Genomic DNA, 23,811 nt, shown 5'->3' on the forward strand with positions numbered 1-23,811 from the left:
GCCTCAACCAAGTCTTAGACAATATCAATTCATTTACACTTCGGTTTTCCAACACACGTCAAACCAGCGAGTTTAACGGATACCATGGCCGACAATAGGTGGCAATTCGGTGCAACGGGAACCGGCGTTCGGCAGACGAATGAACACGCTGTCGAAACGGCACCCCATCCCTGGCGACTGAATGTCAGGCGTTTGAATCGATTGGCAATGCTGCTAAGTCCCATTTTATGGCTGTCATTGATTCTATCCGTTTTAAGCCTGTTTTGGTTAGCCACCTGGTTTGACCGCATCATCGAATCGAATACCATAATTCTGAGCAGCATTTCTCCTCTACCAGGCGTTAATCCCTACGCCGGGCGTGATGCAGAAGCACTTGCCGGCCTGCAAGGTTTACTTCAGGTAAACCCCTTTGTCTCGGACCGATTGGATGTTTCGCAATTGGAGCAAGCTGTTTCTGGAATCGCGGAATTATCTCAACCGTATCGATCTTTCCGGCGACCGACGGTAAATCTCGTGTACGTTAACTGCCCCGGGTTGGCGCTATCGCACCAGGACAAGCTTGTTCCCTATCTACTTCCGACCAACGTTTACGGTTCTTCGTCAACGGTTTATGAACGAGTCGTACCAGTGCAAAAGGTGTTAGAAAACCTAGCAGCGTCCAATAGCTCATATAAGGTCTTGGTCTTAGATTGCCAACAATTGGCCAGCTTCTGGCCGGCCGGAGTCATCTCAAACCAATTCGTATCCTCGGTCAGCAAGCTCCTGGATGATAAACGAGGCGAATATCCTAATTTGTTCGTCTTGATGTCCTGTTCGGACAACGAAGTCAGTTGGAATGACGACTCGATTGGGCACTCTGTCTTCAGTCGTTATTTTTTGCAAGGGATAACAGGAGCGGCAGATAAAAGTGGCACAAATGATCGAAAGGTTTCGCTCGACGAACTACACGAATATGTGCGAATAAACGTGAATCTCTGGACGCAAAAAAACAGGGGAGTATCTCAGCAGCCTTTCATGCTTTACACGGGGGATGGCAACGCTCAAAATTTTGCTCGCGACGTTCCGTTAACGATTGTGACAGCCGGACACCCGATATGGCAAGCGAAAGCAATGACGGATGCTACCACACAAAAAGAACGGTTAGCAGAATTACAGACAAGTTGGCAAACCTACTATCAAACAGCTCGTTCACTACCATCGCCGACATCCTGCGCGCCACAGCTTTTTCGTTTATGGGAGGACTCGTTGCTAAATGCAGAAGCGAGTTTAAGACAACATAACGAACAAACGATGCGGCAGGCAGTCAATATGGCAAATGACTACGCAAGACAGGTACGCGCAGCACAGGAACGTTATAGCTTTGGCAACTCGGCTTTCTCATTGCCGATGATCCGGATGTTCACGAATCCAGATCAATCGGTATCTGGTACGTCGCCCATTGGCAATCAAGAAACAAAAGGTCCATCAGATCGTTTAGCCAGTCCCAAGAAAAACAACGTTGTTCCAAACAAGGCCTCGGATACCCGGACATCAGCAGGCGAATCTCCAGCAGCGGATGCCGAAATCGGGACTGGACCAACCCAACAAAATGCGCACGCGAAAAACGCGAATCAGGTCGATGGGGCTAATAACGACGGAACAGGTAAATCACCCTCCGACACAACGCACCAACAAGATAAACCGGCATCTGTCACTGCCGAATCGATTCCTGCCAAGCCGATGACTTTGCCAGAGATTCGTTCGGCAATGACAGAGATCGAAGCCAACACCGGCGCCGTCGTAAAGTACGGTAAACAGTTACAGGAACGAGAACACGATACACTTCCGGCAGAGGCGGAGTTGGTTCGAATGATGGTCGACCGTTGGCCGACCGACAAAGGCCAAGGACCACTCCGTGATTTTGGTCACCGAGTCATAAATTCAAGAATCCAAGTCGAACAAGCGGCTGTACCTGGTGGTCACTTTGCCTATCGTATTTTCCCTTGGGTCAAGGCACCCATGAAGGAAGTTGATCAACTGCAACGAGAGATCGAAGACCTGTTCTTCGCCGTTGCCGGACCGCCATCGACTGTCGATCGTGAAAGCTGGAATAGTCTGAACAACAAGATGCCATCGGTGGACGAGATTAAATCTGCCGGAAAAAATTTAGCAACTGCGTACGCGTTGCGCGATCAATCCATTTCCGCATTGCCTGGCTTGGCCAAATTTTATCGCAGTTCTTTTATTTCGTACGACGAGCAGCGAGATCAGATCATCGAAGGGACACATGAACTCGTCAACGAAAATTATCAATTGTGTGGTGACCTACGTTTCGTCGATGATTTAGCGGCTTCTAATCAAGCGGATAAATTACAAGATTTGATTGCCCAAAGCGACCGAGTCGCACCGATCTACTTCCAACTATTGAAATTAATCAACCAAGAGTATCTGCACCTTAGCGAATCAATTGGAACTAAACTCTATCTTTCTGCGAACCAGTGGAAACGCCTTGATGCCATTCTAAAAATTCCTTTTGATTACAGTCAGCGGCGACGATCGCAGTCGTCAAGTAGTGGTAGCGTTTCGCTCTTCGATTTCCTTGAATCTCCCAATGCGCTCGCTACTCGAAGAGTTCGTCTCCTAGAAAGAATCTCGTTATTCGCGCCGGAACGCCGGCCGCGACCACCTCAGTCGAGTTCAGAAGAGGCGACAGCAACCCCAAAAACAGTTGGCCTCCATCCCGATGAAGTTGCGACCGCCGAATTCGCCACTGCACTTTTCAGTTTGCCGGAATTGGTTTCGACACCGCTATCACCAGCAAGTATTCAAAATGGATTCAGTTCGACACTTGCCGGCGCGTGGGAAGACTCGTACCGCGCAGCGACATTAAATTTGTCACAAATTAGATCAAATTTGATCATTGGCGACCTAGCTAGCCGAATCATCGATCCGCAAGTACTGGAATCGAAGTGGGTGTTTCTTGAGCGAACGCCGCCTCAGATGCTTCGTGCACAACAGCTTTCGGCGTTCGCCCAATGGCATGGACAAAGGCGCGCCGGCGATTTGTGGTCTACTCCCACGGAAGACGGAACTCCCTACTATTTGAAAACGTCGGGAAACTTAGACCGACTCGCGAAGAAATTTGTATCCAGTCAACAGAACCCCCAAAAGGTATCAAGTTCTTCTTCAGATCATCCCGGTTTTTTACAGGTCACAGAAGAACCGTATTCCATTGGCCTCCAGCCCGATCGGCCTGCGATTACGTTTCGTGGAACCGACCAGGAGAAAATCAGGTTTAAGGTTCAACTTCCCGAAGACAATACAGCGAACCATGTCGACCTGCGACTCACAAGCGATTCAGATCAACTCACGATTAGTCAGATTTCAACGGATCGTGGCGAACTTGAGTATCAAATCGAGCGTAAGACCACCACTGAATTCAATACCGTCGTAACTGCAACCCTTTTCTTCAGAGGTAGTTCGATCGATCGCACTATTCCTGTCGAATCGATCGGTGACTGGCAGGGACCTACGGTCGATTATGATTACCAAGTGTTGAACGAAGCAAAACTCCGAGTGAGTTTAGGTGACGTTAGTCGAGCGCCCGAACATCTACTATTCGTCCTGGATTCCTCACGCAGCATGGCGGAACTTCAACGCTTACAGGAAGTCAAACAGGTATTACGGACGTTTTCGGATTCGGTTTCGCAGAATGGGATAAGCGTGGGCATTCGCGTATTTGGTTCACGTATTGTTTGGAAGGAAAACGATGTTTATTCGGAAGCTGAAGCGAGAAAAGATACACAACTCGTATTGCCCCTACGCGCATTTCCTGGAACGGCATTTCGAGAAACGATCAGTCGACTCAAACCCGTAGGTGAATCTCCCTTATTCTATTCCTTGTTAGAAGCCAAAAATGACTTTCAGTATGTCAATCCGGGCAGTCGACGAATCATTGCGATTTCTGACGGAAGCGACAACTGGGCGGATCAAGGGCTTGCGCCAGGGATAGCACAACTGCAAACCGCGTATCAAGATTCGGGCATTCCTATCGATGCCATAGGATTCAAGTCCGACCTCCAAGGTTGGTCGCAACTGCAAAACATCGCGGATGTGACTGGAGGGAAAGCCGTCAAGATTGATCACGCAAACGATCTGTTAAGTTGCGTCCTTGACCTTGCTCAGATGCGCCGATTTGACGTTCAGCCTGCTCCAACGGGTATTTCCGATCTACCGAGGCAGCTCAACTTTTCAGGAGCTGATCTGCCGGTCAAACCCGGCACCTACAACGTGCGAATTCTCGATCCAAAGGACAACCCAATGGCCAAAACGTCCGTGCCCATTCGGCCTGGCCAACAACACGACTTGGTTTTTCGCGGTGGTGAATTGACCTACAATCCGTTCGATGAGCGTGCAAGTAAAGCCGTTTTCACAGACGATAAAACTGGCGTCTCGTTGATCATTTCAGACTTTACGTTCGACGATGGGGTCCTAAACGTCACTTTGGCATTGTCGCACCAACACGAACCCAATTGGTGGCCCAAAAGCGTCCAGTTCAAGCTACAACCTCATAACCACAGCGAAATCTACTCGGTTGCTAATGTTTCTCCCAATGTCGCTGGGCACCATATCCCGGTCTGGACAATTACGCTGAACGAATGGCCATCAGCTGCCTCTTTTGCGAGGGTATCCGCCTCTTGGCAGAATACAGATCGCAGGCTGAAAACTTATCGGCTTCCTTTATCGAATCGCAGCTTAATAACGAACCCACAACTACCCGATGGAATTCGTGTGACTCGAGACAAGCAAAGCTTGCGACAAATTGAAGGAGTGCGGAAAATCTTGCAACACATCACATTGGTTTCCGATTCAAAACCATCAATCCTCGAATGGAGTCTTCAGTCAGGTGCTAGTTTTGGATATTCGCGACAAAACTACAATGTTGCCGAAGGGATTTACAATGTCGAATTCTTGCCGAATAAAGACACACTGGAAGCAATCACGCTCGTGCAACAGACTGGTGAACGATCTCGTATTCAAGGTGACATCGATCTCCGAGCGCCGAAGCTAGATTAGTGCCCGTTGCCGAGTCGAACATGATGGTAAGGCGTGCGCTGCTAAGCCGAAGTGGGCATCCCGTCTCTTGGGGCAATGCGAACTCACGAGGGATGTCATGCGACGCTGGGTCGAGGTTCGCATGATGCCCTTGCCGCCATACAACCTAATTTCTGAGTAGGTCGCCGCGCTCCATTTGATCTAAGACGTAGGCGAACTCGTAGTTCGTAGATCTGTATTTTGGATTGATGCGTGTTTTAGTGCCCCAGCCGCACTCGCACGTTACCAGAAACTTAGCAATCTCTTTTGCAATTTGTTCCAAGGCCGGTAGATTATCAAGTATCGAATGCCCAGCGATCGTGAAGCCCTCAACATGGATCAATATTTTGTCAGCACGTCCCACAATTCTCGCGATGGTCCCGAAGAACGATTCCGTCTTCTCTCAAACTCGAACAGGCAACGACCGTCGAGAAGCTCGTTCAAAAATCGACAGATCCGCGGCGACTTGAAAAGCCGAGCCATTCGCACGACGCGGCACGGTTTGTTGCTGTGAAGCTTTCATGGCCCGATGATCTTGGGACGGATGCTGCTCCATGAGATCTGGGAGTGGTCTAGAACTTCCCGCTCGTTTTTGGGGAATCGTTCTTGGACACAAAACGCCATCAAAAGCAGGATTTGCTGCCACCTGAGCAAATTGGTGTTTGAGACGCTAATTCACAGGCTGTTCGGGTTTCTTAACAACTGCAGATTTTTTTGCTAAAAATCTTCCCATTCGCCCCTGTACACCTACACTCCCCAGTTTATTTTTATACACTGTCTCCACGGATCTACCAAGCTTAACGGCCTTACCTCTAGACCCTGCGGAGAATGGATAAACCATGGCAGACAGTTCACAACACAAACTATCGCGCGTCCGTCGGCCACGAATTCAGATTACCTACGATGTTGAGACCGAGGGTGGGACCGTCCAGAAGGAGCTACCTTTCGTCGTGGGAGTTTTGGGCGATTTTGTGGGTGACCAAAAGGATGAAGAGAAGGTTCCTCCGTTGGCCCAACGCAACTTTGTCGATGTAACCGGATCCAACTTTGACCAAGTGATGGAAAAATTAGGTCCGAAATTATCTTTGAATCCTAACGATGATGGTGTTCCCTTTCCAATCGAGCTGGAGTTCCACAGCATGGATGACTTCAGCCCAGACAATCTCGTTACGATCGATTCCAGCCAAAACGGCATTCCGGAACTGAATGCTTTGCTGCAGACACGCAGCGATGTGAGTGACTTGTTAACACTGGTTAGTCGGTCTCACCAATTGGAAGAGATGCTCCAGCACAGTCTCGAGAATAAGGACGGCGCATTGGAAGAATTGCGCAACGCACTGCCGGCTCCTGAGTCAACTGCATCGCCAGCATCGGCGACCGACGGAGATGCCAAGCCTGATGCCTCAGCGAACGCATCCGATAGCAGCGACGATCAATAGGCGAGTTAATCCGCGTTGATTTCAACGACCGCATTTTCCCTTGACACAAGGTTTTCACGAGATGGCCGACGACACCAAAACCGTAGCAAAACATTCCGACATTCTGCCGCAAGCATATGAACAGTTGACGCCGGCGAATGAACAGATGATCAACAAGGCGTTGCAAGTCTTTGCAGACTTGGCCCAGGGAAACATCCCGCAAAACGTTTTAGGTTTTTTCAAGGATCCGGATACGGCGAAGGAAATTGTTTATAAGTCCATCCAGCTTCCTCTCCAGGATCTTGACGATGAGATCGCACAGCACCTTCCTGGTGGAAAACCAGAGGATGCGACAATGGTTACTGTGGCATTACAGCAACTGATTCAAGCGATTGACGCAAAGCTGTCACAACTACTCGCACAAATTCTGCACACGAAAAAATTCCGTGAAATGGAAGGCTCGTGGCGCGGTTTGAAGTATTTAGTGACCAACAGTGAGGTTGGAACTTCCCTAAAAATCAAAGTGCTAAGCGCCAAGAAGGAAGAATTAAGAAAGGACTTTGAGAAGTCAAGTGACTTTGATCAAAGTCAGATTTTCAAGAAGGTGTATTCCGATCAGTACGGTTCACCAGGTGGAGAACCCTTCTCGATTTTGGTCGGAGACTATTCTTTTGGAAACAACAATCCGGATTTGGAGCTGCTCTCACAGATTCGCGAAGTATCGGCCGACGCTTTTGCTCCGTTTATTGCTGCATCCGACCCAAGCTTATTTGGATTTAGCGAGTGGAATGAGGTGGATAAGCCGGTCGACTTAGCAACCATCTTTGATTCCGTGCTATATGCTCAATGGAATTCGATGCGTGAGCATCCTGATGCGAGGTTCATAACTCTCGCGATGCCACGTGTTTTGGCGCGTGGTAGTTACGGAGCTTTAGATCAGCCAACCGAGAAATTTGCTTTCGAAGAGCAGCCGTTATCAAACTATCCGGACGCCGAGCACGACAAATATGCGATTCCCACAGGAACGGATACGTTTTGCTGGAGCAATGCTGCCTACTATGTCGGTCAACGAATCACCAACGCCTTTGCGAAGTATGGCTGGTGCACGGCAATCCGTGGTTATGAAAACGGCGGTCAGGTCGAAGACCTGCCTATGCATTACTTCTACAATCACAAGACTGGCAATGTCGAGTCACTCTGTCCTACAGAAGCACCCCTCACGGACCGACGTGAATATGAAATCGATCGTTTGGGTTTCTTGTCCTTGTCCTATTACAAGAATTCGAACTACGCTGTCTTTTTCGGCGGCCAGACGACTCAAAAACCGCTTAAGTATGACAACCCTGATGCTACGGGCAATGCAGCCCTTTCCGCTCGATTGCCGTATATGTTGGCAACCTCACGCATCGCCCATTACCTGAAAATGATTGGTCGCGACAAGGTGGGTTCATTCTTGGAGCTTCCGGATGCACAACTTTGGTTGGATCGTTGGATTGCGCAATACATCTGCGCCGATAAATTTCCAACCCCAGAAGCAAAGGCCAGTTATCCCTTGGCCGAAGCAAAAATTTCCGTGACTCCGGTCCCAGGTGCACCAGGCTCTTATGTTGCGATTGCGTGGTTGAGACCATTTCTGCAGTTCGAGGAACTGACTACGTCTTTGCGTTTAGTCGTAAAAATACCGTCCACAGCGGCTTAGCAACGCCCTTGCGTGAAATGCAATAGAATTGATGACTGACGCTCTCACACCCCTGATAGAATCGTTGCGTTTGATCATCACAAACCTTCGATCACAACCCTGGGCTGACGCACATCTCCAAACGTTGAGGCGAATCCTCTTTGAAACAGAGAATCGCCTCAGCGTAGCCGAAAAGCTAAGGGGGTGGCTTGTGCGAACGATGATGCTTTTGGATGCGCGACTAAGGGATATCGCATGTCGCATTGTCGAAGCACCTCGTTTCAAGAAACTAGAGGCTTCTTGGCACGGGCTAAGAAGCCTGGTTCAGCAAAATTCAGACGAAGGTCACATTCGGATTCGAGTTTTGACTGTCAAATGGCCTGAGCTGTCAAGTGACGCTCAGTGCTCTCTGGATTTCGAGCAGTCTGCTCTATTTCGCCGAATCTATAGTGAAGAATATGGCATGCCCGGCGGTATTCCATTCGGACTCCTGGTGGTTGACTTTGAAGTGCATGGCCAACGTACCTCAAAACACCAAATAGATGATGTCGCGGCACTGGATCATGTAAGCCAGGTTGGAGCGGCAGCATTTGCTCCTTTGCTGATTGGCATAAGTCCAAAACTCTTTGGCCTTAATCATTTCGGAGAGGCGATTCTTCCGCTTTCTTGTTACTTTGATAATCATGAACCCGCCTTTCATAGGTGGCGGACATTCCAACGTAGTGAGGCTGCCCGATTCGTGGGCGCGACGTTGCCAAGAGTTCTTGTACGAACGCCTTATCGCGAATTCGAAACCGACTTTTTTGCATCGGGAGAACTGGCGTCCAACGCGAAATCGATCTTACCCTCAACTTGCGAAGGTCAGGATGAAACATCAAAAGCTCAACCTACCAACACGTCAAGGAACGCGTCGTTGCGTGGTCAGGAAACATCCAGTCCACGGTATCTGTGGGGCAACGCCGTCTACCCAACCGCATTAGTGGTGATGCGTTCATTTTCCGAAACGGGCTGGTTCCAAGATATCACGGGTGTCGACAAAGATACTCCCCGGGGTGGTCGTATGGACGGCATGGTAACGGACCGCTTCGTGATGAATGCGAAAAACAATGCCCCCAAGTTTTCGACCGACGTGCTGATTACGGATCGAGATGAGATGGCACTTAGCCGCCTTGGGATCATTGCTCTTTGTCGTTGCAAATGGTCCGACTTCACCGCAATTTACAATTGCCCGTCTTTGCATCTGCCGATGCGGTACGATTCCATTGCCGGTACCCGCAACGAACAACTTTCGTCGAATTTCAGTTTAGTTCTGTGTGTCTCGCGATTCGCCCACTATATCAAAGTCATGGCCCGAGATTGGATTGGCTCGACATTGTCGATGGCCGAAGTGCAAATGCGATTAAATCGCTGGTTAGCCCAATACATTTCTCCCGCAGCTCCTGAAGACGACGGCCGTTTCCGGTATCCACTCCGTGCCGCTTCGGTCGAGCTATTCGACATGCCGATGAATCCCAGATCCTATGCGTGCCGGATTCATCTGCAGCCGCATTTGTATGGTGTCGAAGCTACCGCGATGACAGCGCTCACAGAAATTCCACGCACTGAGCTGAAACCAGTGGCGATTTAGATCAAACCCCACGAGGCGAACGTGTCCAAGACAAGATCACACTGGCGAACATCAAGTCGTGTTCCCTCATCGTTTTCGATCGTTGATCGACTCCTGGATCCCGATGATTTAGGCGACAAGATGGGATCCGCAACTCCAAGTCAAATCAACACATTCCAGAGACGATCCATCAATCGTGATCTCGAGGATTTGTTAAACACACGCACCCGATGCTTGTCATTGCCTGCACACCTGGAGGAATTAAACGACTCTCCCGCGAGCTTCGGACTGCCCGATTTTGGGCGGCAAAGCTTTGAGTCGGATGTCACAAAAAATCGGCTTCGAGAATTGATCGAAGATGCCATTGCGAGATTTGAACCGCGGTTGTCGAACGTTCAGGTGTCGGTCGTACAGACATCCATGGACGGAATCTTAAGGGTTGAAATTGAAGGTTTTTTGATCACGGAAAACAATTGGACAATTCTTACGACGGATTATTCGATTTGGTCAGGTCGCTTTAGTAGTGTCGGAGCACCATAATGCAGCACTTGATGGATTACTACAACAATGAACTGCAATACCTCCGAAAACTGGGCGAATCATTTTCGAAGCAATATCCGGGAGTCGCCAATCGCCTTGGTAATGGAGTAGTCACTGAAGATCCACACGTTGAACGTCTGATACAAAGTGCTGCATTTTTAACCGCCCGCGTTCGGCAGGAACTGGATGATCAGTTTCCTCAAGTCGTTGGGAGCATGTTAGAGCTGATCGCACCAAACTCATTAACATCAAATCCTTCCATTGCAATCGCTCAAGTCGACTCAGGAGCGGCTACTCAATCCAAAATGGTGATGGTGCCACGAGCAAGCCGGTTGTCGACTCGTACATTCCAAGATGCCGAAACGCAGCAAAGTCCGGAATGTCAATTCCAAACCTGCTATCCGGTCGAGGTCTGGCCGATAAGACTTGTGGAGGCTGATCTCGCTGGTGCGCCTTTCAGGGTCGCAGATGTTGCTCCAGGGACCAAAAGCGTTCTCACCTTGCGATTTGCTTGGACCACTAAGAAGCAACTTCCCGTACCGGGAATGAGTCGGATCCGATGCTATCTTTCCGGAGAAATGGGGCAAGTCGAATCGCTTTACGAACTTCTATTTGCCCATGCGATTGAAGCGAATCTATCGCCTCAACCGACCCGTGGTGATAAGAACGCCGATCGAAAAACGGGCATGCACGAACAGCTCGCAAACCGCTTCTTGCGAATAGCGCCCGTCGGATTTGAATCGGCCGACACGTTGCGTCCCCATTGTTCAAGAGTTCCTTTGGGGCACGAGTTACTCTCGGACTTCTTCACGTTTCCACGCAAATTCATGTTTTTCGACATTGAAGGCTTGGGCGAGATGAGCGGTCCGGAATTTTCCGTATCGGTCTCCTTGTCCGACCGTCGTCCCGAACTTGAAGTATCCGTGAATGCGCAGTCATTTCAACTGAACTGCACGCCCGTTATTAACTTGTTTTCACAACGTGCTCAACCGATACGGCTGTCGCACGAGAAACACGAATTTCCGATTATTCCCGATGAGATGGGGCGGCGCGATACGGAAGTGTTTTCAATCGATAAAGTGAGCACGATCGCGGGAGACGGCCATGTTCAGGAATTTGCGAAGTTGTATTCGTTACAACATTCCGCTACCAGCGAAGGGCATCCTTTGTATTGGACGAGTCGACGCGAGCAACGCTGGGACGACAAACGCAAGGAGGTGAAGGACGCTTTCTACCTTTCGCTGGTTAATTCATCGTTCGAAGAAGAGCTCGTGAACCTTCCAGATAGTGCCGTGCTCGTGGACACAACATGCACGAACGGAATGCTCCCCGCGAAACTTCCTTTCGGTGGGACAATGGAAACAGATTTATCCTCAAATGGTTCCACGGCAGCGGATGAGCGTCTTTGGTTTCATTGCGAAAAGGGCGTATTCAAGAGATTTCGATGTTTGACCCGTCCGACACCCATTCGACGCGTCGATATGGATCATTCACATCTGTGGAAATTGGTTTCAAATTTGTCGTTAAATCATCTTTCGATTATTTCACCTGAGAACGAACCCAAACGATTTCGGGCAAAGAACGATCCTATCAATAGTGTTAAAGGCAGCGACGAGACCACGAATGATCGTGTCGCAGCGATACGTGACGTCTTGAGCGTCTACGACTTAGGAGTCTCGTTTGGAAAGCCGTTTCCTTTTGAAGCGATCGTTGACCTCAGCAGTCATCGATGTGCGCGGCGCGTGTCGGAGCAACAACTCCCGTTGAGAATTCATGCTGGTTTCTATCGAGGAGTTTCAATTCGGTTGACGGTTCAACGAGAGCGGTTTGCGGGGCATTGCCTGTACCTGTTTGCTTCAGTTCTCGATCGATTTTTTGCCCTCTACAGTTCTTTGAACTCATTCACGCAATTGACCGTTCAGTTCGAACATGAATACGAAGGAAGGGAGTGGTCATGGCCAGCTCGATCGGGCGAACGTCTGGTCTAGACCAGCGACTGTTCCAACATCCCGAATACTTTGATTTTTTTCAGATCACGCGGCTACTTGAACAAAGGTTCGTCCGAGAGCATTTCCCCAACACGGTCGATGACAGGCTAATTGAGCGTGACATTCGCGCGTTCGACAAATCACGGCTCCCATTGGGTTATGATGCGCCACCCGATCAGGAAGTCGTTCGGTTTCGCACCACGCTTGCTGCCGCATTTCCGGCGACGGAGGTTGTTTCACTCATCGCAAGCCCTGACCACCCAGAACTACCTCCTGAATTGGTGATTCCTTTTATGGGGCTCGTGGGGCCTTCGGGAGTGTTGCCCGATAGTTATACAGAAAAGCTAAGGGAATTGGCACTAACGGGAGAAGCGGCTGCTCATGCGTTTTTCGATCTATTCCTGCACCGATCCGTATCGCTGTATTATCGCGGTTGGAAAAAACATCGTTGCGATATTTCCTTTGAACAACGTCAGCTTTCTCGATTGGGTTGCGTATCAACTACTACCACGCTCGATTGTTTTAGCGAGTGCATGCGACACCTGGTAGGTCTGGGGCAAAAGGGGGTTCAAGCCAACCTTACACGCCAAATCATCAACATTGAGAAAATTGAATCACAGAAGGATCCATTTGAATTACGGCTAGACTCACAATCGATACAGGATGTATTCACCTATTATTCTAGTCATTTTGCGACCTCCAATCGGTCGTCTGTAGGGCTCGAAGACGTACTTGGCGACGTCTTCCGCGAACACGTCTCGGTCATTCCATTCCAACGCTCATGGCTGTACTTGGATGCTGAAGTCCAATCTCGTTTTCCCGCCCGCAATTCGACAACCGGCAGTTCACTAACACGTTTGGGTGAGGATTTTGTCCTGGGGGCTCGAGTCCGCGACCAAGAGACAAAATTTGTGATCCAAATTGGTCCGATCGCTTCACGCGAGCGTTTCCTCGCTTTACTGCCCTGGTCAAACGAAAAGCATGATGGGCCGCGATCGAATGTACACAACCGCTTGTTGCGGCAAATAACGCGACTTTATTCCGGCCCACAATATGAAATTGAAATCAATCTGCTGATCTTTGATCGTGATGTGCCACAGTTTTCTTGGCGACTTCCGCAACGTGACAGTCCACCAAACGATGCAACTCATCGATCAACTGATGCGGACAGCCCCCTTCCGGCATTGGGTTGGACGACCATATTGGGACGTACCGAAAAACAATTTGACGAACCAATAAGAGAACGACAAGGATTTGACGACAGTTGTTTTACTGACGTCAGATTCTCACTTGATTTTATTCCTTCACCTAACTGATGAGGTAATTGCTATGGCCGATGCGTTTCTTCAAATCGCAGGGATTCCCGGAGAGTCTACGGACGCTAAACATACAAGTTGGATTGAGCTCGAAAATTACTCGATAAGCGCAGGCCAAATGGTAACAGATGCGATGAGCAACGGGATGCGCAGTACGGGCCGTGTCCACTTAGGAGATTTTAGTTTTTCAAAAAAGATCGATAGCGCTTCGGCGAAAATCTTTACTGCTTTGTGTCAAGGGCAACCTGTCAAAAAGGTGGTCTTAAACGCCTGCCGCGCAAATAAACAGAAGACCATCTTTTTAAAAATTGAAATGACCAACGTCTACTTCACGCACTATTCGCATTCGGGTCCGGGAGCCGATGGAGCCCACGAATCGATTACGTTCAGCCCAGGACAATTAGTAATCACTTATAGTCCCGAAGATCACAACACGGGCACACCCAAAGGCAATATCCCGGGCGGATGGGATCAGGAGAAAAACAAAGCTATTACGGCCGTATAATAGCCATCAGCATGCAATTTATTTTGACGTCTCACGCTTGTCGCTTTGACATCTGTCTGGACTCGTTGCTGTCCAGCAGCAAAGCGACAGGCTGTGTTACGCGCTAAGCAAAGGCGTTGCCGACTCGAAAAATTTTTAAATCCGATTCTCGAGCTCAAATTTCGTAGCGTGGATGATAGCTCTACATTCCTTTTGGTCAAATCAATACCAGGCCGCCCATGGCACGATACACCCAAGATAATCGCGCCCTGCGAATCACGACGCCGCTCGGCGAAAACGTTCTGCTTTTAGCAGAATTCAGTGGTACCGAAGGCCTTTCAGAACTTTTCGAATTCGACATTTCTTTGTGGTCAGAGAAACTTGCCATCGACCCGAAATCGCTCGTTGGTAAAAGTGTCACCATTCAAGTTGAAAACAACCGAGCTCTGAGATATTTCAACGGAATTGTCAGTCGCTTTTGCGCCAGCGGCCGGCGCGGCGCAATGCGGCAGTACCGCGCTAGCGTCGTACCGACCTTGTGGCTGCTCACCCGTGTGCAGGATTGCCGTATCTTTCAAGATAAATCGATCCCTGACATTATTAAAGCAGTCTTCGAATCACGTGGTTTGACCAACTACAAGTTATCCGCGTTAAGCTCGTCCTACCCGGTACTCGAATATGTTGTCCAATACCGCGAAACTGATTTCAATTTTGTTTCACGGCTAATGGAACGAGCAGGAATATTTTACTACTTCGAGCACAAAAACAACGAACATACACTGATGCTGGGCGATAGTAATTCAACGTTTCAGTCGACCACGCCAGCCAAGGTGCAGATCATTGATGATTCCACGGCCAAACCCGACATGGATTGTATCACCGCCTGGGAGAATACCTTTTCGTATCAATCGGGGAAGTGGACACAAACCGATTACAACTTCATTGACCATCCAGCCAGCACAAATAAGACACCAGCTGATGAACTTCTCCTCTCATTGGCAACGCAGTTGGATCTCCACCAAATCACTCGTTATGAGCGATACGATTTCCCAGGGCTCTTCGAGGAAAAAAACGAAGGACAGGACTCAACCAAGACGCGCATCCAGGGCAATGACGTTGGTTACCAATTAGTGCAGGGTGTAAGCCAATGCGCATTTTTTGTACCCGGCCAAAAATTCACGGTTAATAATTCTGATGTGGAGTCCGAAATTGGAAAAAAGTATGTACTCACTTCCGTTAAACACAAATCGCATGAGGCTGCTTCATACCCTATGACTGTAGCGTCAGGAGAAGCACTCCGTACCTATGACAACGAATTCAAATGTATCCCGGATGATGTCCAGTTTCGCCCCGAACGACGGACCCCAATTCCTTCCGTCCAGGGAATACAATCGGCGGTTGTTGTCGGTCCAAGCGCGGAAGAAATTTACACCGACAGTTATGGTCGCATCAAAGTACAATTTTTTTGGGATCGTGCTGGGGTGAGAAACGAGAATTCGAGTTGCTGGATAAGATGTGCCCAATTTGCGGCAGGCAAGAACTGGGGCAGTCTGTTTCTGCCCCGCGTGGGACAAGAAGTTGCTGTTAGCTTTCTGGATGGCAACGTCGACCGGCCATTGGTTACCGGAGTTCTCTATAACGCCGATCAGATGCCTGCCTATCCTCTGCCTAAGGATAAGACGAAGAGCTATATCAAGACAAATAGCACGATGGGTGGCGATGGTTTTAATGAAATCTGTTTCGAAGATCTGGCAAAAAACGAACAGATATTCGTACACGCCCAACGGAATTTTGACTTACGGGTATTAAATGATCGATTGCAAAACGTATTGAATGATTGCCACTTAATCGTGGGTCAGGAAGTGGATGGCGAAAAACAGGGCAGCCAGTACCAGTCGGTGTTTGTGAACAAAGAGCTCCATGTGATGGGCAACCAAATCGAACATATCGAAGGCAATTTCCAATTAACGGTAGGCAAGGGTGACGCGGAAAACGGCGGGAATTTCGACTTTTTGGTTGCCAATAAAATGACTGAGTCGATCGAAGGTGACCATGATTTCACTCTCAATGGTGATCAAAAACAGAAAATCTACGGTAAGCAATCCGTGGAGGTGATTGGCGACGTAAAGCAAAATGTCGTTGGCAGTCATTCAACGAATGTGCTGGGGGGACGAAAGCAAAAGATCCTCGAAGACGACTCACTTCAAATTGGGGGCGCCTTGCATCAAAAAACTGAGGGGAATGTGGGGGTGGATGCGGGGGCAGACATTTATTTGAAGGGAGGCATGAATGTGGTGATTGAAGCTGGTGCGGAGTTGACTCTCAAAGTAGGCGGCAGCTACATCGTGATCAATCCCAGCGGCGTGTCCGTCGTAGGACCACTCGTCAACCTCAACAGTGGTGGTGATGCAGGAGAAGGGACTCCGCCTGCAACAACGAGTCCGGACGATCCCGATTCGCCCTCCGATGCGGCACAGGCGCAGCCGACCGAACCGACAGCTGCCGACGACGCACAATCGGGATCAAAATCAGCACCCGATTCATTGAGTTGATGGACTCACCCAATCGAAACCACGTTGGTCTCCAGATTTGCGAAAAAATTTGGCATTGCCTTTATTTTCTCTAACCGATTCCTGCCGCCTGCTTGCGATGACGCGCCGGTTTTTCGTCCGCAGGATGAGACGATCTACGATTGCCGATCGGACTGAGGAGATCCGCGGCGGTGATGAACGCTCATAGGTTAAAAACGTGCGGTCCCCCTTACAAGGTCTTCGATACTGGTTACTTGGAAATGTTCAGGTGTTAGGCCTGGGATGTAGAACTGCGAAACTCCGCCGGGCAGGTTTGTCGATCCCGAAAAGTATCCGCTATTTTCTTCCATACCGCACCGACGAAAAAATGCACGGAGGTCTTCGTTAGGCTGCCGGTTAAGATGACTGCGATCTTGCGCCTCAATACCGCCCCAATAACCGATAATAGTTGTTCTAAGTTTAATGAAGACTACCCACTGGAGCGTGTTCCAATCTTCCTTTACAGCTGAAGTATGCCGAGCCCACTCACGAAGACTAACTCCATTTTTTCGCGCCGTTTTTACCTTTGCCCCATACCCTGGATCTCGAATTCACCGTAGGGGCTCCACCAAGGGCTAACCTCTTCGTTCGGACCAGCGCCCGGCCGAGGGAACGCTGGGAAGCCATTAAACTTATACAACATAGACCCTGCGCTTATTCGGGCAGCCACTGCTTCTTCGCGCATGAACGCATGCTTCACCCTTGTACACGGCTTAATCTCTTGACCGGTAGCAGGGTCAACGACAGCTGCTTCGGTTTCTATTTCACCAACGTCACCTGTCCAATTTCTAGTTTCGTTCAGTATCGGAAGCATCACCGTTTCCTAATGTCTCAGGTTGATCACTTGACGCGTTTCATCGCTATCCAAAACTTACCGATCCCACAAAGGTAGGGCCAAGCGGAGCTTCCGCCCCGGGAGCATTTTTGCCGCACCACCCTGCGGATGTCAATTGTTTAATTTGTGGTCAAACGCTTGACACCCATGAATGATAATGATCCTCAATATTTCTCAGCACATGAGAAAAACGGTGTGACGAGTCTTTGCTGGGGATGTACACTAGCGTAAACATGTCGGAACTCTATCCTCTCAACCTGTCCGATTGCGCTATGGGCGCCTCGATAAGATGGGCGCCTCGATAAGATGGGCACCTCTATGAGATTTGTACCGATGGCTGACCCGGGTCGTCAATCGTGATCGTACCAGCCCACGCGCATTGACATGTGCACGTGTTGTTCAGAGCAGGTTGCCCACCCACCATTACATTTGGCGAACCGGGAGCCCAGGGTGCGGGAATCTCAGGCACGCATGGTTGTGGAGTTAAGACGCCTAGAGCAGCAGCTGTTGCTGCGGCAACTTCCGGGTTAGCTGGACTAGTGCACATGCCGAACGGCAAAATGTTCGTCATGGGGATATGGTCCATAATGTTTGCGGCTGGGACGGATTCGCCATTCACGCGGTTAGCTGGCGTCACGATTAAACTGCTTGGGGCTACCCCCATGCTGCACGTAAGCATCGCCCCCATGACAACTTGCTGTGGCATGACCAAACGAACCTCATTGAGTCAACGAATCACCTCAGGTCGCATCCTAAGCAACGCTATCGGCATGGTCAATGAAGAAACGACCCACGTAAATCACCGTTAACGTTCGTTCTTGGGAAACGTAAAACGCCATCTTCCCGGCAGTTTTCTGCACTAACGAAGCCAACGAAAATCGATTCGGTATAGATCATCATACACGCCTTGACCTGTTAACTTCGTCGACGAGCTGATGCCAATCTCGAAATGTTTTCCCAGGGGAACTCGGACCCCTGGTTGAACATTGATCACAGATATTCGGTTCACTGGTTTTTGTTCAGGGTTACCTCCGACGATTTTCGTCTGCCCGCCGTTACGAAAATCCCATCCAATTAATTCAATCGTGGGAATGATGGCGAAATGGAGACGTGAATCGACTTCCGGTGAGCTGAAGAAAATAACATGACTTGCTCCCATTCCCCACCGCAAAACGTTACCAGCAAACCCGCGTGTTCCTCCCAAGGGAATCCAATATTTCAATTCATTGGAGAAGATCGTGTATTTTGACATCGAATAGGTCGCCAACAATCCCGGTTCCAAGCTGAAATGGCCCGTCGACAGTCCTCTTTCTGCCAAGCTAGAACTGAACCTGATGTAATTAGTCAGAATCCCACAGACCCTCCAGCTGTCCGTTGAATTGCCTGGCGTAGGAATCAGATAAAAACCGTCACCCTTGCTCAGTAGCGATTTAACACCGATCTGAAGATCCCCGAGTCCGGTATTGCTCCGCTCTCCCGGTGTCTGCACGAAACGTATCGGGAGTTCTATAAATGCAGACGAGTCGCCAGCGGCATGTTCCGAATAGACGCGTACTTCTTGGAAATCAACATCATTGCGGGTCAAGATGGGCCCTGTTGCGTTGTCCACTTTTTTCCAAAAGTACTCCGAGCGATCAGGGTAGCCCATTCCAAATGCCGTATCAAAACGAAAGCTAGTCACGTTTTGCGGATAGGCAACGTCAATTTCGAAGGGGGCAAAGATCACTCGCTCCGTGCCGAGATTGGGCTCCATCGGAGGCGGTAGCGATGCCTCCAGGTCAAGTGCCTTAAGTGCCTCTTCAAGAATGCTGGGAGGAATGCCTTTTGGCTCCGCTTCCGGACATGCAACGCCCAGCATGGGACCTGGCGGGCAATACTCTTCGATTGCTACGCCTTCCGGTTTTGCATCTGGCGGGCAATACTCTTCGGTTGCTACGCCTTCCAGTTGTTGTCCATCAACAGGGGGAAGTCGGCGGATACCCGTCGGTTTTGGCAGGACTTCCTCAATCGGTGTACTTTCACCGGAGATCGAAGGCGTATTCTGTCCCTGTGAGATTTGCGAAAGCGAACACACCATCAGCAGCGCGGCAAGGGAAGCACTACCATTTGTTATTGGAGATTTTCTCATGCCGTGCATTACCCCTGCCCCAGAGCTGCGACACCTTATGGCTGAGGCTGAATCGGTGGATCGGGCCTAGCATTGGAACCGCTCGTAGCCCCGTTTTCAACCAAGTTGCTCGTGCCTCGAGCATTGATACACTCTTGGATCATTTGAGCAGCCAACTTGCGGACCCGTTTCGAACATTCTTTAAGCGTCCCGTTGATGTTTTGATCAAGCAATAATCGACTGAGACGCGCAAGCACCTTGTCCTGGCACGCGCAACAGTTGCAACCGAGATAATTTGGCGGCAATTTGCCACCAATACAAGCTTTGCAGAACCCACCTGTGCAGCCATTCCTCAAAGCCAAAAGTGCTTCAAAACGGACCTCTTCAGCACAGTCATCGAGTGCATCAAGCAAAGCATCCACAACCTCTGGATAGCAAAGACAGTCCTGCTTACCGAGGAAACGAATCGCTTTGACCTTCGCCTTGATTTTCGCAGGACTCGTCTGAACAGCGAGCTTCCCAGCCACCTGCGTAGCACTCGCGGGAGGTTTGACTGGCGCCGGACTCGCGCCAGTCGCTGCTTGTGGATTCCCATCGGAAGAAATCGTGCTGCTTGAATCTGTCGTCCCATCCGGGTTGGGTGGCCCAAATGATGTGGGTGAACTACCCGGTTCTAGGCCCGTTAATGCAAGTACTGGGTCAAGAACGCCTTCTCGCATGAAACTGACAAGAGCGGTGGAATTCGCTAACCGGCCACATCGTTGGGTTACGGAACAAATCTGTTGCACCCCAAGAAAATCCCAGATCGTTCCATGACCCGCGTTTTGAACTTCCGATAGTTGCGCAAAAACAACGGAAGGACGGTGCCAAGTCAGAAGCGCTATCGCGACCACCACCATGACCTTCAGACGCATGCATGACTGCAACAAAGCATTGTCCCCTGTCAATGAGTGCATCTGAAACCATTGAAACGACCAATTGGAGCTACTTGCTCCATGGAAAGATCGACAGCAGCACCGTGGTAACTTAACGAGTTTGTATGAATTGGTTTGAATAATCCGAAAATCCGAAAAGGGGGCTCTAAAATCCGACCGATTTTTCGATGAATCGAAATAAAACCTCAAGGATCCATGGACCTGTGTTGAGGGACAATTGGCGATCTTCTTGGTGCAATGGGTATCACGTTCGAGCACAGCATGCTGATCAACACGATGCTGGGAATCAACAGCCCGCATCGCGGCGAGAACAGTCGCATCCTGATCAATTCCACCGTCAAGGTGGACGCCGCTCTCAGCGCGCCGACCGCCGTCGTCCATTCGCGCGCCGTAACGACGGGCGCGTAGAAACTTTCAGATCCATCCCAACGAGGAATTTCGGTTTGGGTAAAGTCAGTGAAACCGGAGCCCATTAGAAAAGCTGGCAGCCGGTCAACATTCAGGACTCTTGACTAGGCCGACCTCAAATTCTCAGCGTCGATTGAAGATCCAATCGGCTCTTCATGGACTCCGTCTATTTATTCCCTGCTGCCAAACGGGGCTTTTCGCTTCAGCGCGAAGAAAACGAGTCATGACCACTTTTCTTGACAGAGGGCTTTGGCGCCCCAAAAAGGTTGAGAAACCACCACGGTGGTTAGTATAATTACAACTCAATGTGAAATCCCAATACGTTAGACTCCAATCGATTCTCGAAGGGAGACTTGATGCCTGACGAAAGGGTCGGCCGCCCCAGATCCGGGATGGCCTGCAACCAACATAGTTTTCGGCATGACCAGGTCGAAGCCTGGGACAAGACAATCCAAAGGTTGGATGCCGTTTCAACAGGCAACCGAAGGCGTGTTCCCTGACGGTGAGATTGAGGGTCCTTTCGTGTTGAGGCGAGAAACAAGGCTGTGGAGGTTTGATGACAAACCAGCTGTCTTAGACCTTGGAGCTAGAGTAAGTCCATGATGGTGGCTCAGAGACAAACACGAAATGTATTCGTTATCCAAGGGAAGAGCCTCAGACATTGCATACTAGACTCCATCGGAAAGAACATTTCTTTCGAAACTTACGCACGACTTACCGTCTGCGTGAAGATGCATTGGAATGGGATGACCAGACACCAGTCGGCCACACTGACGGATGACGCTCTGGCATTGTGGCGCGAATTCCAACCCATGTCACTTGTCGATTTTCCTCAGCCTCCTTTGCAAAGCAACAACTGCTACCCCACCCAGAAACGACGCGAAGTGACGCACGGCCGAGACAGAAGGGACGCGGTGGCATCGAGCGCATCTGATTATTGCGACTGGAAGGGGGGGATTCGAAAAATTCATCAGGCGACTTCGCGTTTATGATCAATTTATGAAAGACGGATTGGGGAATCTATTCCGCGTCGGACTGTCCGAAGAAGATCGTATTCGCCTGCAAGAACCCTCGAGTATGCTTGGAACGATTTGGGGGTCACCAATTGTGGATTCCCAACCTGGAGGGGGCGAATATCCAGTATGAAATCCACCACATAACAATCACTGATGAAATGCTCATGGCTTTTTTTGACCAATCCGCGATATGCATGAATTGCCCCATCTCATTACGATTACGAGTGTGATTCCGCATGAAATAAGCCACGCGGGCAAACGGGCCGAAGACACCCCCAAATCACTTGTGACGAAGACTTAAGATGGCCTTTACCTTCCCTAGACACTGCAGCAGTTGCGTTTTTTTTTGATTTGTGGTCAGCAAATCATCTCGAACATATTCGGGCAACGCTCTTGAGAAAGATATTGCGATGAATGGCGAAATAGGAGAACTGATCTTTAGCAAAGTTGGTTATTGCAGAGAACTTCGCAAAGGTTTATTTTGTCCCAATTTTCAAGAACCGATCTATTGGATCGACTTTATTAATGATCTCTCGACGGGGGTTCGAAGTTTCTTGAGCACGGGTTCAGACAGATGGTCGTTGTACACCTTTCAGAAGCTGTATGTGGCATGCTGGATTCACCAACCAGTGGCAAAGGGGACCTTCATGATCCGTCTTGATGGTCTTTCTCGTGAGCAAAAACAAGGAATCGAAACTGCAATAGAAAGACTGTCGTGGCGACCATCTTCGCATCTTAGTACTAAAGGACATTCGGCTGCAGTTGGAGGGTGGTTTGGTATGTCCCAATTCAATTTTCTCAAGGGTGGACAGGAACTTCTGGTGCAGTATGAGAAGTGTGGGGATGATGACTGCCTGATGCTCAAATGCGAAGGGTTCACCACATATTGGGGCGCTGTGCCACACGCGCTTTCACTGTTTCATAAGCTCTTACATAAGGAGGGGAGGCCGTTTAACCCCGTGTTGGAGAAGTTTGCAGCAGATAGTCCTCTTGGCAAATCCAGGGCTGCGGAGAATTACGGCAAAGGCTGGGAGCCAATGCTTGAGACAACCCGCAGCAGTTTTAACAAATACATCACCGTGCGGAAGGCTCTCGAAGGGTTGCACCAGCACATGGTGACAGAGCGTGGTGCTGCGCTTCCGCACACGATCATCGACTACGATACAGCAGACAACGAACAACTTGCGACGACGGCCGAAGCTTTTGCCCGACATTTCGAGGGAGAAAGCGGCCTTCAGGTTTTGAGAAAGACGAAGTGGTATCGTCGCAAGTGGTATCTGCGGGATCGTAAGGATCTTGGCCCCAAGGACCAGACCGATCTGGTGAAAGAACTGCGGGAGATCGCCTTGACGCTGAGGCAGGACGCGACCAGCACGGATCGCTACTTTCTGGAGCTCTATGTTTCGCCCGAGGAACTCGACCAGACGCTACGGAATTTCAAAAACACTGCTATCGAATGCAACCGAGTATGATTGAGCCTTGGGCAATGTCGTAAAGGTGGTTAGCAAAAACGTTGGACTAGAGCTTTCTTATACGCAGAACCATCTGTGCCGAGTACAGCCATTTCTTTAAAGACTTCGGTGGAATTGGCCACGGTGTCATCGATCCCTTTCACCTCGTTACTCACTTGGAGTTTGCCACGACGGTCTTTCCAGTCTATCGAGACCACACCGATGTGATAGTCGAGGTCACTGTTCACGAAATATCCTACGAACTCATTAAAATTGTCGGTGAGCGAGATTTGCTCTTCGATCATAGGACAGGAGTTGTCGATGCCCCATAGAACATCGACGGAGGGTATCGTGACCTGCACAATGCGGTCTACTTTGAAATCCGA

Annotated in this window: 16 protein-coding genes; 11 read left to right on the plus strand and 5 right to left on the minus strand. The window is 49.7% G+C overall.

Annotated elements, in window-relative coordinates:
- Positions 1-84 precede the first annotated feature (84 nt).
- From P8N76_09200 to tssI, 9 genes are all read left to right on the plus strand, one after another.
- Positions 85-5,055, plus strand: coding sequence for a VWA domain-containing protein (locus P8N76_09200; protein ID MDG2381839.1), 4,971 nt, complete (start codon positions 85-87; stop codon positions 5,053-5,055).
- Positions 5,056-5,912: 857 nt separating this feature from the next.
- Positions 5,913-6,512, plus strand: a complete 600-nt coding sequence (gene tssB, locus P8N76_09205) for a type VI secretion system contractile sheath small subunit (GenBank protein ID MDG2381840.1) — start codon at positions 5,913-5,915, stop codon at positions 6,510-6,512.
- Positions 6,513-6,573: 61 nt separating this feature from the next.
- A complete protein-coding gene (tssC, locus tag P8N76_09210; GenBank protein MDG2381841.1) occupies positions 6,574-8,190 on the plus strand; it encodes a type VI secretion system contractile sheath large subunit in 1,617 nt (538 codons plus the stop codon).
- Positions 8,191-8,221: 31 nt separating this feature from the next.
- Positions 8,222-9,796, plus strand: coding sequence for a type VI secretion system contractile sheath large subunit (locus P8N76_09215; GenBank protein MDG2381842.1), 1,575 nt, complete (start codon positions 8,222-8,224; stop codon positions 9,794-9,796).
- Positions 9,797-9,817: 21 nt separating this feature from the next.
- Complete coding sequence (tssE, locus tag P8N76_09220) at positions 9,818-10,315, plus strand: type VI secretion system baseplate subunit TssE (protein ID MDG2381843.1); 498 nt, start codon at positions 9,818-9,820, stop codon at positions 10,313-10,315.
- A complete protein-coding gene (gene tssF, locus P8N76_09225) occupies positions 10,315-12,303 on the plus strand; it encodes a type VI secretion system baseplate subunit TssF (protein ID MDG2381844.1) in 1,989 nt (662 codons plus the stop codon). Before tssE ends, tssF begins: the two co-directional genes overlap by 1 nt.
- Positions 12,270-13,619, plus strand: coding sequence for a type VI secretion system baseplate subunit TssG (gene tssG / locus P8N76_09230; GenBank protein ID MDG2381845.1), 1,350 nt, complete (start codon positions 12,270-12,272; stop codon positions 13,617-13,619). Before tssF ends, tssG begins: the two co-directional genes overlap by 34 nt.
- A 13-nt stretch (positions 13,620-13,632) precedes the next feature.
- Entirely contained in the window at positions 13,633-14,124 is a 492-nt protein-coding gene (locus P8N76_09235; protein ID MDG2381846.1) for a type VI secretion system tube protein Hcp, read from the plus strand.
- Positions 14,125-14,342: 218 nt separating this feature from the next.
- On the plus strand, positions 14,343-16,655 hold the full coding sequence (gene tssI / locus P8N76_09240) for a type VI secretion system tip protein TssI/VgrG (GenBank protein ID MDG2381847.1): 2,313 nt from the start codon (positions 14,343-14,345) through the stop codon (positions 16,653-16,655).
- 538 nt (positions 16,656-17,193) lie between these two features.
- Here tssI and P8N76_09245 read toward each other — a convergent pair.
- The 4 genes from P8N76_09245 to P8N76_09260 all read right to left on the minus strand — a co-directional run bounded on the left by P8N76_09245 (position 17,194) and on the right by P8N76_09260 (position 20,571).
- Entirely contained in the window at positions 17,194-17,487 is a 294-nt protein-coding gene (locus P8N76_09245; GenBank protein MDG2381848.1) for a hypothetical protein, read from the minus strand.
- 337 nt (positions 17,488-17,824) lie between these two features.
- Positions 17,825-18,214, minus strand: a complete 390-nt coding sequence (locus tag P8N76_09250; GenBank protein ID MDG2381849.1) for a DUF4280 domain-containing protein — start codon at positions 18,212-18,214, stop codon at positions 17,825-17,827.
- A 153-nt stretch (positions 18,215-18,367) separates the two neighbouring features.
- Entirely contained in the window at positions 18,368-19,636 is a 1,269-nt protein-coding gene (locus tag P8N76_09255; protein MDG2381850.1) for a hypothetical protein, read from the minus strand.
- Positions 19,637-19,671: 35 nt separating this feature from the next.
- Entirely contained in the window at positions 19,672-20,571 is a 900-nt protein-coding gene (locus P8N76_09260) for a hypothetical protein (GenBank protein MDG2381851.1), read from the minus strand.
- Between the two features lie 240 nt (positions 20,572-20,811).
- Here P8N76_09260 and P8N76_09265 point away from each other — a divergent pair, with 240 nt between their 5' ends.
- Together P8N76_09265 and P8N76_09270 are read left to right on the plus strand one after the other, a co-directional pair.
- A complete protein-coding gene (locus P8N76_09265) occupies positions 20,812-20,958 on the plus strand; it encodes a hypothetical protein (GenBank protein MDG2381852.1) in 147 nt (48 codons plus the stop codon).
- A 1,426-nt stretch (positions 20,959-22,384) separates the two neighbouring features.
- Complete coding sequence (locus P8N76_09270; protein MDG2381853.1) at positions 22,385-23,446, plus strand: hypothetical protein; 1,062 nt, start codon at positions 22,385-22,387, stop codon at positions 23,444-23,446.
- 29 nt (positions 23,447-23,475) lie between these two features.
- On the opposite strand, the gene P8N76_09275 is transcribed toward P8N76_09270, so the two are convergent.
- The gene (locus tag P8N76_09275) at positions 23,476-23,673 is read right to left on the minus strand and encodes a hypothetical protein (GenBank protein MDG2381854.1); all 198 of its coding nucleotides are present in this window, start codon (positions 23,671-23,673) and stop codon (positions 23,476-23,478) included.
- Positions 23,674-23,811 lie beyond the last annotated feature (138 nt).

The organism is Pirellulaceae bacterium, assembly GCA_029243025.1.
Classification (GTDB): domain Bacteria; phylum Planctomycetota; class Planctomycetia; order Pirellulales; family Pirellulaceae.